General features: G+C 38.7%; 9 protein-coding genes. 6 read left to right on the forward strand and 3 right to left on the reverse strand.

Translation table 11 applies throughout. From position 1 onward, the window contains the following. The 6 genes from ACIQZ6_RS09980 to ACIQZ6_RS10005 all read left to right on the forward strand — a co-directional run. Positions 1 to 935, forward strand: a 935-nt coding sequence (locus ACIQZ6_RS09980; protein WP_395810657.1) for a Gfo/Idh/MocA family protein, incomplete at its 5' end; no start/stop codon positions are given. Between the two features lie 62 nt (positions 936 to 997). Then, the gene (locus ACIQZ6_RS09985; protein ID WP_395810659.1) at positions 998 to 1,780 is read left to right on the forward strand and encodes a DUF1080 domain-containing protein; all 783 of its coding nucleotides are present in this window, start codon (positions 998 to 1,000) and stop codon (positions 1,778 to 1,780) included. A gap of 26 nt (positions 1,781 to 1,806) precedes the next feature. Then, positions 1,807 to 4,872, forward strand: a complete 3,066-nt coding sequence (locus tag ACIQZ6_RS09990) for a PVC-type heme-binding CxxCH protein (RefSeq protein WP_395810661.1) — start codon at positions 1,807 to 1,809, stop codon at positions 4,870 to 4,872. A gap of 146 nt (positions 4,873 to 5,018) precedes the next feature. Next, the gene (locus ACIQZ6_RS09995) at positions 5,019 to 5,867 is read left to right on the forward strand and encodes a sugar phosphate isomerase/epimerase family protein (RefSeq protein ID WP_395810663.1); all 849 of its coding nucleotides are present in this window, start codon (positions 5,019 to 5,021) and stop codon (positions 5,865 to 5,867) included. 79 nt (positions 5,868 to 5,946) lie between these two features. Continuing rightward, positions 5,947 to 9,126: a PVC-type heme-binding CxxCH protein gene (locus tag ACIQZ6_RS10000; RefSeq protein ID WP_395810665.1), complete on the forward strand. Its 3,180-nt coding sequence runs from the start codon at positions 5,947 to 5,949 to the stop codon at positions 9,124 to 9,126. Between the two features lie 69 nt (positions 9,127 to 9,195). Continuing rightward, on the forward strand, positions 9,196 to 10,221 hold the full coding sequence (locus ACIQZ6_RS10005) for a hypothetical protein (RefSeq protein WP_395810667.1): 1,026 nt from the start codon (positions 9,196 to 9,198) through the stop codon (positions 10,219 to 10,221). A 97-nt stretch (positions 10,222 to 10,318) separates the two neighbouring features. Here the strand turns inward: ACIQZ6_RS10005 and ACIQZ6_RS10010 are convergent, their stop codons facing one another. The 3 genes from ACIQZ6_RS10010 to ACIQZ6_RS10020 all read right to left on the reverse strand — a co-directional run. After that, complete coding sequence (locus ACIQZ6_RS10010; protein ID WP_395810669.1) at positions 10,319 to 11,275, reverse strand: acetyl-CoA carboxylase carboxyltransferase subunit alpha; 957 nt, start codon at positions 11,273 to 11,275, stop codon at positions 10,319 to 10,321. Positions 11,276 to 11,435: 160 nt separating this feature from the next. Beyond that, positions 11,436 to 11,651 (reverse strand): hypothetical protein, encoded by a 216-nt coding sequence (locus ACIQZ6_RS10015; protein WP_395810671.1) that lies wholly within the window; start codon positions 11,649 to 11,651, stop codon positions 11,436 to 11,438. Between the two features lie 22 nt (positions 11,652 to 11,673). After that, a partial coding sequence (locus ACIQZ6_RS10020) for a hypothetical protein (RefSeq protein WP_395810673.1) occupies positions 11,674 to 11,889 on the reverse strand: 216 nt, incomplete at its 5' end.

Here is an 11,889-nt window from a genome sequence, read left to right on the forward strand (position 1 = left end):
CATTAATTGCCCGCGATGATATTGATGCGATTGATATCTGCGCTCCAAACAACATGCACGCAGAAATTGCTATCGCCGCTGCTGAAGCAGGTAAAATGATCCTTTGTGAAAAACCTCTTGCCAGAACTCTGGATGAGGCAGTACTCATGGTCAAAGCCATTGAAAAAGCCGATGTCAAGAATACAGTCTGGTATAATTATCGTCGGGTGCCTGCCGTTACTTTAGCCAAGCAAATCATTGACTCAGGCAAATTGGGAAAGATTTTTCATTACAGAGCTAATTTTCTTCAAGACTGGACAATCAATGCAGATCTGCCTCAAGGTGGCGAAGCATTATGGCGTTTAGACATTGATGCTGCAGGATCTGGGGTAACCGGCGATCTTTTGGCACATTGTATTGACACCGCAATATGGTTAAATGGGGGCATTAAAGATGTTTCTGCTATGACTGAAACGTTCATCAAAGAACGCATGCACCAGTTAACAGGCAAAATAGAAAAAGTAGAAATTGATGATGCATGTCTGTTTCATTGCCATTTCAATAATGGTTCATTAGGTCTTTTTGAATCAACCAGATATGCACGCGGGCATAAAGCATTATACACCTTTGAAATAAATGGAGAACATGCTTCTATTCGCTGGGATCTTCATGACTTAAACCGCTTAGAATATTTCGATTATGCAGATGATTCAATTGTTCGTGGCTGGCGTTCTATTCATGTTACAGATGGAGACCAACCCTACATGAATAAATGGTGGGTTCCAGGCCTTTCTATTGGATATGAACATACGTTTGTACACCAAGTAGCTGACTTTTTACAAAGTTTGGAAACAGGACAGCCCTGCTCGCCTACGTTCCAGGAAGCACTTGAAACACAAAAAGTTTGTCAGGCTGTCATTGAATCTGCCGCATCTAGAAGCTGGAAAAACATCTAACCTAAAAATAAAACATACAATAAATTCAAAACCTAATATCATCCATTTTATAGCTGATAATCATGTACAAAAAGATTAAAACACTACAAGGATTATTTATGGCAGGAATTCTGTCTCTATCCTTAATCCTTGTCAGCTATAAAGTGGCTGAGCATACCGGTATCCCTCAAAAAGGATTTGTTTCCATATTTGATGGAAAAAGCCTCAAGGGTTGGGAAGGTGATTTAACCTACTGGCGGGTAGAGAATGGAAGTATTGTTGGAGAAATCACACCTAGCACTTTACTGAAACGTAATTCTTTTTTACTCTGGCGTGGCGGAACACCTGCTGACTTTGAGCTTATTTTAGAGTTTAAAATCAGTAAGGCAGGTAATAGTGGAATCAATTACCGGAGTGAAGAACTAAAAGATCTTCCATTTGCTGTTAGAGGATATCAGCTAGATATTGATGGAGCCAATAATTATACCGGACAAAATTATGAGGAGCGCGGCAGAACAACTTTGGCTTATCGCGGACAAATAACAACGATAAAAGCTCAAAATGCAGAGAATACGCAAGAATCGGTTCAATCAAAAATAAAAAACAACGCATGGACCAATCTCAGTGTTAGTGGGTCTTTAGGAGATAAGGATGCATTATTGCAAAAAATAAAAAGTGAAGATTGGAACACGTGTCGCTTGGTGGCAAAGGGAAATAGTTTAAAACACTACATAAATGGTGTTTTAATGAGTGATGTTACTGATAATGATACGATTAATGGTAAATCAAAAGGAGTCTTAGGTATTCAGGTACACGTTGGCCCTCCAATGAAGGTTGAATATCGCAAGATCATGATCAAGCAATAAATCTAATTATTAATAGGAAATTAAGCATGAAAAAAAACCTGTATTCAATAGCACTGGCTTTGTTGATAATAACAACTATCATGCTTATAAAGGCTTGTAGTTCAGCTAGTTCACATCAGGTTTATGACCTGGCCGATACCTTGCTTACTGAAAATCAGAAGCGTTTATCTTCAAATGCGTTGAAAGGCCTTGTAATCAGCTCTGGTTTAAAAATCCAAACCATGGCAACAGAACCTACCTTAATTAACCCAACTAATATTGATGTTGATGAACGCGGTAGAGTTTGGGTTACTGAAGCTTATAATTATCGATTCCAAATTAACAATAACAAGCCAAAAATTGAAGGTGATCGGATCCTAATATTGGAAGATAAGGATGGAGATGGGAGTCTCGAAACAAGTAAAGTATTTTACCAGGGTCCAGAAATTAATGCTCCTTTGGGTATCTCTGTTTTAGGAAATCGGATCATTATATCACAAAGTCCATATGTTTGGGTATTTCATGATGATGACGGCGATGATAAAGCGGATCGCAAAGAGATACTTTTTCAAGGGATTGGAGGTGTACAACATGATCATGGAATGCACTCCTTTACATTTGGGCCTGATGGTAAATTATATTTCAACTTTGGCAATTCAGGGCAAACGCTAAAAGATAAAAACAATAAGGTTGTTCTAGATCAGGATGGTGATGAAATTGGACCCGGCAAGTATCGTGAGGGAATGGTTTTCCGTTCAGACCCAGATGGCTCAAATGTAGAATGCCTTGGGCATAATTTCAGAAATAATTTTGAGCTTGCAGTAGATAGTTACGGAACTATTTGGCAAAGTGATAATGACGATGATGGCAACCGAGGTGTCCGAATCAATTATGTGATGGAATATGGTAATTATGGCTATAAAGATGAGGTTACTGGCGCAAGCTGGCAGTCAAAAAGAACGAATCTAGAAGATTCTATCCCTTTGCGTCATTGGCATCTCAACGATCCTGGGGTGGTACCCAATCTTTTACAGACCGGAGCTGGTTCACCTACAGGTATTTTACTCTATGAAGGCAACTTACTACCAAAACCCTTTCAAAACCAGATAATCCACTCTGATCCGGGTCCAAATGTGGTAAGATCCTATCCTACTTTGAAAAATGGAGCAGGATATACCGCCAGTATAGTTAATATCTTAAAAGGAGAAAATGACCAATGGTTCCGTCCATCAGATGTAAGTATTGCTCCTGATGGCTCCCTTATTGTTGCTGATTGGTACGATCCGGGAGTAGGTGGCCATCGGGTTGGAGATTTACAGCGGGGACGCATATACAGAATTGCCCCCGAGGTTTCTGCTTATAAAATACCCAAGCAGAATTACACTACCCCTGCCGGTGCCATTAATGCACTCTTGAATCCAAATCTTGCAGTAAGAAGGCATGCCTGGATAGCTTTACATGAGATGGGAAAAGAGGCAGTTCCTGAACTAGAAAAATTATGGAGAAAAGCAGCTAACCCAAGGATGCGTGCCCGAGCATTCTGGGTATTGGCAAAAATGCCAAAAGGTGAAAAATATATCAATGAAGCGTTAAAAGACGCTAATCCTGATCTACGGATAACAGGATTAAGAGCGGCCAGACAAATAAAATTGGACATGATTCCACTAGTCAAAAAATTAGTGAATGATCAGGATCCACAAGTAAGAAGAGAATGTATCATAGCTCTTAGACATAATAAATTGGATGAAGCCGCTGAGTTATGGGCAATACTTGCCAATCAATACGATGGTACAGACAGATGGTATTTAGAGGCCCTAGGAATAGGTGCAGACAAACAATGGGACCGATTTTTAAAGGCTTTTCTGCAAAAAAATGAAAACCCATTGGCAAATGCTGCAGGCAGGGATATAATATGGCGTTCCCGAACCGAACTCGCATTACCATTTCTTGCAAAACTAGCTTCTGATAATCAGTATGCTATGAAGTCAAGATTAAGGTATTTCCGAGCTTTTGACTTTCAAACTGGGCCCGAAAAATCAAAAACCCTTTTAAAAATGATTGAGGACAATTTGACCGGGAATATTGAATTCAACAGATTGGCCTTACATCATTTAGACAGCAAAGCAACCCTACAATCTCCTCATGCAAAAAAAGCTTTATTAGCCGTAATTCAGGCTACCGCTGGTCAGGCCGACTACCTTGATTTGGTTAGACAATATGAACTTCAAAGCGAAAATTCAAACCTTTTAGCTATGGCAATAGCTAAATCTAATGAACCTATTGGTATTGATGCGGCAAGATTATTACTTGAGCTAAAAGGAACTGCCCTTATAAATAAAGTAATCTTGAGTAATGATAAGAACCAAATTAATTCAATCCTGAATGCAATAGGCAGTATAGGGAATACCGAATCAATAGGCATTTTGGAAAAAATTAGCCTTCAGAATACCGAGAATATGGAATTACGGCAAAACGCTGCAGAAATGATTGGAAAAAGTAGAGCAGGTGAAGACCGCGCGCTTGAACTTTTACGCTCCAAAAAAGCGCCAGTAGAACTTATTCCGTATTTTGTTGCTGGTTTAAAGGGAAGCAGACGAAAGGCAGTTGTTGATGAATCTTTAACATTTTTACCGGAATCCATAAAAAATATCAAACAAAAGCAATCCATCACATTAAATGAATTACTTGCTTTAACAGGAAATACAAAAAATGGAGCTGCAGTTTTCAAAAAAAGCTGTACTGTTTGTCATCAAGTTGGCCAACAAGGGTATGATGTTGGCCCCAGGCTGACAGAAATTGGCTCAAAATTACCTAAAGAAGCATTGTTTGATGCAATTATCAATCCTTCTGCAGGAATTAGTTTTGGATTTGAAACCTGGCAAATTGATATGAACGATGGATCAAGCCTGATGGGAATTATTTCAAGCAGAACTAAAACAGAACTAGAACTTAAATTCCCAGGAGGTATAAATCAGAAAATCTATACCAATAAAATTAAAACGATAAAGGCTATGACTGAATCAATGATGCCTGAAGGCCTACACGAAACCATGACAAAACAAGAACTAGCAGATATTATTCAGTACATGAGTACTTTAAAGAAAAAAGAGTAAAAATGAGTACTATTCAATAACTCAACCTATTACTTATAACTTATAACCTATTACTTATAACCTATAACTTATAACCTACAACTTATAACCTATAACTTATAACCTACAACTTATAACCTATAACTTATTACCTATAACTTACAAAAATGAAATTCGGCATTAATACATTTCTATTCACATCTCCCTTTACTAATGAAAGCGTATCCCTTTTTCCAAAGTTTAAAGCATGGGGCTTTGATTCTGTAGAAATCTCTATTGAAGATCCATCGCACATTGATCCTCAGGTGATCAGAAAAGCTTTGGACGAAAATGGCCTTAAATGCGGAACTATTTGTGCTGCAATGGGTCCGGGCCGTGATTTAAGAGGGACACCTGAAGAACAGCAGATCGGCTTTGATTATTTAAAAAGTATGCTCAGCATGATGCCTGCCCTGGGTTGCGATACCTTAATAGGCCCTCTATATTCGAGAGTTGGAAGGGCAGAATTAGTGAGTAAAGAAGATTATGCAAAACAATGGGAAACAGTTGCAAAACATTTAAAAACTCTGGCTGATTATGCTGAACAGTTGAATGTTAAGATGGCCATTGAACCTTTAAACCGGTATGAAACTGATTTTATTAATACCTGTGAACAAGGAATGAGAATGGTTAATCAGGTGAATAGTGATGCATTGATGCTTCAACTGGATACTTACCATATGAATATTGAAGAAAAAGATCCTTACCAAGCAATTTTAAATGCAGGCAGTAAATTAGGGCACTTCCATGCATGTGGTTCAGACCGTGGAACTCCGGGAGGTGATCAAATCAATTGGAACAAAATTAGTTCAGCGCTTCATCAAATTAATTATGATGGCGATGTAGTTATTGAATCATTTATTCCGGATATCGAAATGATTGCTAAAGCGGCCTCAATTTGGCGACAATTTGAACCTTCGCAAGAAGATATTGCGATCAAAGGATTAAAATTTTTAAGATCTAGTTTAATAAAATAAAGAACTGTTCATAAAATTTTCAGTACATCGTTTGATCTGGATATTTTTTGGCATACATTAATTATTTACACCCTCAAAAATGAAAACAGATACAAAAAGAACTGCCAAAAAAATCCTCAAGGGGCTCGGTATTATTGCTATTCTAATGTCTGCGTTCCAGTTTACGCAAACAGACTCAAGCACCCTTAAGCTAAAAAAGGGGGCCCATATTATATTAATAGGCAATAATTTAGGCTCAAGAATGATGAATTATGGTCATTTTGAAACAGAAATGCAGCTTCGTTATCCGGATAGCATGCTTTACATTCGTAATATGTGTGATGGAGGGGATACTCCCGGATTCAGGGCGCACTCTAGTCGGGCTTTACCCTGGGCATTCCCTGGAGCAGAAAAATTTCAAACCGAATTAGCAAAAAATTCAAATAGTGAGGGTTTTTATGATAGTCCGGATACCTGGATAAGCAATCACAAAGCAGATGTAATCATTGCTTTTTTTGGATATAATGAGTCATTTCAAGGCGCAAAAGGACTTGAAAACTATAAAGCCGAACTAGATGCATTCATCAAACATACCTTAAAACAAAAGTATAACGGAACATCCGCACCACAGCTTGCAATCGTGTCTCCGATCGCTTTCGAAGATCTTTCGAAAGAGTTTGACCTTCCGAATGGGAAAACTGAAAATGTGAATCTAGAGCTTTATGCAAATGCAATGAAAGAAGTTGCTGCAAAAAACAAGGTTCATTATTTAAATGTTTTTACGCCCACAAAACAATGGTATGATACCAATGAGAAAGCTCAAACTATTGATGGTTCTCAACTTACAGATGCTGCATATGCTAAATTTGGTCCTCTTTTGGCCGATGGAATCTTTGGCAAATCAAAAGTAACACCTGCCATGGAAGCCAAGCGGAAATTAGTGCACGATGCCGTTATGGAAAAAAATTGGATGTGGCATAATGACGTCAAAATCCCCAATGGTGTTCATGTTTATGGCCGTCGTTATAATCCATTTGGGCAAGATAATTACCCTGCAGAGATAAAGAAGATCAGAGAATTGACACTCATAAGAGACCAGGCAATCTGGATGGCGAATAAAGGCAAAAAAATGGACCTGGATGCAGCTGATAAAAATACCTCAGCGCTTCCTAAGATAGCAACGAATTTTAATCCCGAGAAAAACGGCAGTCTTGAGTACCTGTATGGCCAAGATGCCTTAGATAAATTCAATTTGCCTCCAGGATATAAAATTGATCTTTTTGCTTCTGAAGTTGAATTTAAAGACATTGAGAATCCTGTTCAGTTATCCTTTGATAATAAAGGCAGGCTTTGGGTAGCTACGATGCCCACTTACCCACATTGGCAGCCCGGCGATAAAAGGCCTAATGATAAGATCATCATTCTGGAAGATACCAATAATGATGGGAAGGCCGATAAGCAAACCACTTTTCTAGATGGAATTCATTTACCTGTAGGTTTCGAAATTGCACCTGAAGGGGTTTATGTTTCTCAGGGAACGAACCTGGTACTTTATAAAGATACTAATGGAGATGATAAAGCTGATTCAAAAGAAATTTTATTAAGTGGATTTGATGATCATGACACACACCATGCACACCATGCCTATACTGCTGATCCTTCTGGTGCAATTTATATGGGTGAAGGTGTCTTTTTGCATACCAACGTAGAAACCTCTTATGGACCAGTTCGAGCAACCAATGGCGGTTTTTATAGATACAATCCTGCCCGCCGTCAGTTAGAGCGCACAGCCCAGCTTTCTATTCCAAATCCATGGGGAATTGCTTTTGATGAATGGGGACAAAATTTCTTTGCCGAAACCTCGGGTCCTGATGTTCTTTGGATGATGCCTGGTTCTATTAAGCCAAGATATGGTGTAGCCACTCATAAATCAACAAACCTAATTGAAGATAAACATCGGGTACGCCCTACCTCAGGGCTTGAATTTATATCGAGTCGCCATTTCCCGGATGAGGTACAAGGTGATATGCTCATTAATAATACCATTGGTTTTTTAGGAACTAAAGAACATACAATGGAAGATAAGGGAACAGGCTTTGCAAGTAAACATCGTCAAGATCTGCTGGTATCTAAAGACAGAAATTTTCGTCCTGTAGATATGGAATTTGCCCCCGATGGATCACTCTATGTTGTAGATTGGCATAATGTACTGATTGGCCATATGCAACATAATGTTCGTGACCCACTTCGCGATCATTCTCATGGACGAATTTACCGCATCACCTATCCATCTAGACCATTGGTTAAACCAGCTAAAGTTGCAGGCGCAAGTATCAATGAACTTTTAGATAACTTGAAACTTCCTGAATATCGTACCCGCTATAGAACACGACGTGAACTTCGCGGCAGGCAGGTTTCACAGGTTCTTGCCGCCATTACACCTTGGGCAGCAAAACTTGATAAAAAAGATCCTCGATATGAGCACCATTTGCTGGAAGCATTATGGGTAAGTTGGGGCTTAAATAAGGTTGACCAAAAAATACTTCGTCAACTGCTTCAGGCAAAAGATTATAGAGCTCGTGCTGCTGCTATACGAGTTTTACGTTATACAGGCCATCAGGTAGCCGATCAGCCAAACTTACTTGTTCAGGCTGCCAAAGATGTTCATGGCAGAGTTAGGTTAGAAGCCATTGTAACCGCATCCTGGCTAGAAAAAAATAAAGGTCTTGCCATTTTAACGGAAGCTAGTAAACATCCTCTTGATGAATGGATGGTGCCTGCCTATGAAACCGCTCTTGCACACCTCAATGGATCTGAACGCATTGTAAAAAAAGAAGAACCCATTTTAACTGATCTGAAAGGGAATGAGCGCGATCTATTTGTAAAAGGAAAAGCCATTTATGCCCGAGATGGATATTGCAATACCTGTCATCAAAGTAATGGAAAAGGTTTAGAAAGCTCGGGTTTTCCCCCTCTTGCAGGCACAACATGGGTTACTGGAAGTGAAGAACGTTTAATCAAATTGGTTTTAAAAGGCCTTTATGGCCCGATTGATGTTCTTGGTAAAAAATACCCAGGACAGGTACCAATGACTCCTTTTGCAGGAATGCTCAATGACGATGAAGTTGCAGCAGTATTGACCTATGTGCGAAATTCATTTGGCAATAAAGCTTCGGCTATCTCGGCAGAAAAGGTAAAAGCTACACGCGCTTCTGTTCAGGATAAAACCGGTTTTTATTCACCTGAAGAATTACTAAAACAACATCCTTTAGAAAAATAAATCCTAATCAGATTCTACCCGAGTTGAACTTTCAATTTGAGTACCAGCAGATTGGTTAATTTAAAAAAAATGAAGAACAAAAAAACATACAGACTGTTTGCAATCCTAATGGTTTTATTCATTAATGTGGGATCAGCAATTGCTCAAAAAAGCCCACAATGGGTTGTATATCAAGGAAATGAAGGCCCTGGAAAAGGCAAGCATATTGTATTTGTAAGTGGCGATGAAGAATATCGTTCAGAGGAAGGCTTACCCATGCTAGCAAAGATTCTGGCAGAGCGTCATGGCTTTAAGTGCACTGTTTTATTTGCTCTAGATCCAAATACTAATGAAATCAATCCGGATTTACAAACCAATATTCCAGGATTGGAGCACCTTAAGACAGCAGACCTGATGGTTATGTTATTACGCTTCAGGGAATTGCCCGACGAACAAATGAAACATATTATAGATTACACAAATGCTGGGAAACCAATTGTAGCCTTGCGAACTTCAACACATGCATTCAGCTATTCACGTAATAAACAAAACCCATATGCCAAATACAGCTATAACAGTAAAGTAAAAGGCTGGGAAGGTGGTTATGGAAAGCAGGTGCTTGGTGAAACATGGATTAATCACCATGGCGTACATGCTAAAGAAGGCACGCGGGCACTCGTTAATGGCCTTGTGAAAGAGCATCCAATTTTGTTCGGAGTAAAAGATATCTGGACACCAACTGATGTATACGGCATTGTGGGGCTACCCAATGATGCTCAGGTTTTGATATTTGGCCAAACCACAATGGGAATGACCCCAACATCACCCTTGAGTTTTGAAAAGTCGGTCATGCCCGTTGCATGGATCAGGAGCTATAACTCAGCAAGTGGTAAAAAGGCAAAGATATTTACAACAACAATGGGATCTTCAGTAGATCTTTTAAGTGAAGACCTACGCAGATTAGTTGTGAATGCCTGTTATTGGGGAACTGGTTTGGAACAACAAATTCCGGAACGAAATAACGTTCAACTAGTTGGCCAGTACAATCCAACCATGTTTGGTTTTGGAAAATATCAGCGAGGATTAAGCCCTGCTACATTTGAATGGAAGAAATAGAATAAATACACTTATTTCCCATAAAATATAAAGTCCCGAATACTACTATTAAAGTAATATTCGGGACTATTAATGTCTATCAGGTCTGAAAATCTAATCAAGATTCTACTACAACACCCATTGCGCAGAATTTTTCGATTCTATCTGCTATAACTTGGTCTATATCCTGTTTAAGAAGCAATTTAAGGTCATCTACGATCTTAGTCTGGATGGTCTTTGCCATTTGCTCAGGATTATGATGAGCGCCACCGAGAGGCTCTTTAATTATTCCATCGATCAGCTTATTTGCATACATATCGTTAGCTGTCAATTTTAAGCAATCCGCAGCTTTCTCTTTAAAGTCCCAGCTTCTCCATAAAATAGATGAACAAGACTCTGGTGAAATAACAGAATACCAGGTATGTTCAAGCATATATACACGGTCGCCGATTCCAATCCCCAAAGCTCCGCCTGATGCACCTTCGCCAACAATGAAACAAAGTATTGGAACTTTCAGAACAGACATTTCAAGCAAATTCCTTGCAATGGCTTCACCCTGACCACGCTCTTCAGCTTCAAGTCCGGGATATGCCCCAGGAGTATCTATAAATGTAATGACCGGTTTATTGAATTTTTCGGCAAGTTTCATTAACCTCAATGCCTTACGATAACCTTCCGGATTAGACATCCCAAAATTACGGTATTGACGCATCTTGGTATTCACCCCTTTTTGATGACCAATGACCATCACGGTTTGTCCACCAATACTCGCAAAACCACCAACAATAGCTTTGTCATCTTTTACAGTACGATCACCATGCATTTCTATGAAATCATCGCAGATCATTTCTATATAGGACAGGGTATAAGGTCTATCAGGATGCCTGGATATCTGAACATTTTGCCATCCAGTAAGATTAGAATAAACTTCATGTCTGGTGAAATCAAGCTTTGCTTCTAGCTCGGCAATGGTTGCACCCATATCTACCTTTGTCTTTTCAGAGACCTGCTTAACCTTTTCAATCTGCAATAGCAAATCTGCAATAGGCTTTTCAAAATCAAATGTTGTACTCATTGGCTATCTTAATGATTCTGCTAAATTAGGAAAATTAAAGCTATCCCAAATAAAGCTATTTTCAACAATTTAAAAATGTATCGATTACAGCACAGAACGATTGTTAATAAGCTGGTTTTCTATTTGAAAATAATCAGGACATGTTTAAAAAACAAAAATTTCAAGTTTTCAATCCCTTTAATTTCTCTTTGGCTAACTCCCAGGTGTTGGGAGGCTCTTTTTCTACCTCAGCATCATTGATCAATTGCTGCAGATCAGAAAGTGAATTTAAAATAGAAATTGCACTCACATTATCCTTTTTAAATTGTTTGAGATCGAGCAGAATAGATTTAATATTCCCCCTCTCATCTGTAATAAAGTTTATTCCATCGATCATAAAGCTTATAATTTTTATTTAATTAATGAACGAATCCATCTTTTAGTGCAAGCAAATCAATAGCAGAAACTGCATTAATGATCTTTTTCCGTTCAGCCATCCCAAAACAGACCTCATCATAATGTTCTGGATAGTAATAAGATAGTATTTTCATCCTAGTTTTTGAAATCAGTGTAAATTCATAGGAATAGGAATGATAAACAGCATACTTTTTAGGACAGAAATTGGATAATTCCTT

The organism is Daejeonella sp. (assembly GCF_044348475.1).
Taxonomy (GTDB): domain Bacteria; phylum Bacteroidota; class Bacteroidia; order Sphingobacteriales; family Sphingobacteriaceae; genus Daejeonella.

Coding starts and splice junctions, on each gene's coding strand:
- ACIQZ6_RS09985 (WP_395810659.1), top strand. CDS start 998: ATGTACAAAAAGATTAAAACACTACAAGGATTATTTATGGCAGGAATT.
- ACIQZ6_RS10005 (WP_395810667.1), top strand. CDS start 9,196: ATGAAGAACAAAAAAACATACAGACTGTTTGCAATCCTAATGGTTTTA.
- ACIQZ6_RS10015 (WP_395810671.1), bottom strand. CDS start 11,651: ATGATCGATGGAATAAACTTTATTACAGATGAGAGGGGGAATATTAAA.
- ACIQZ6_RS10000 (WP_395810665.1), top strand. CDS start 5,947: ATGAAAACAGATACAAAAAGAACTGCCAAAAAAATCCTCAAGGGGCTC.
- ACIQZ6_RS10010 (WP_395810669.1), bottom strand. CDS start 11,275: ATGAGTACAACATTTGATTTTGAAAAGCCTATTGCAGATTTGCTATTG.
- ACIQZ6_RS09990 (WP_395810661.1), top strand. CDS start 1,807: ATGAAAAAAAACCTGTATTCAATAGCACTGGCTTTGTTGATAATAACA.
- ACIQZ6_RS09995 (WP_395810663.1), top strand. CDS start 5,019: ATGAAATTCGGCATTAATACATTTCTATTCACATCTCCCTTTACTAAT.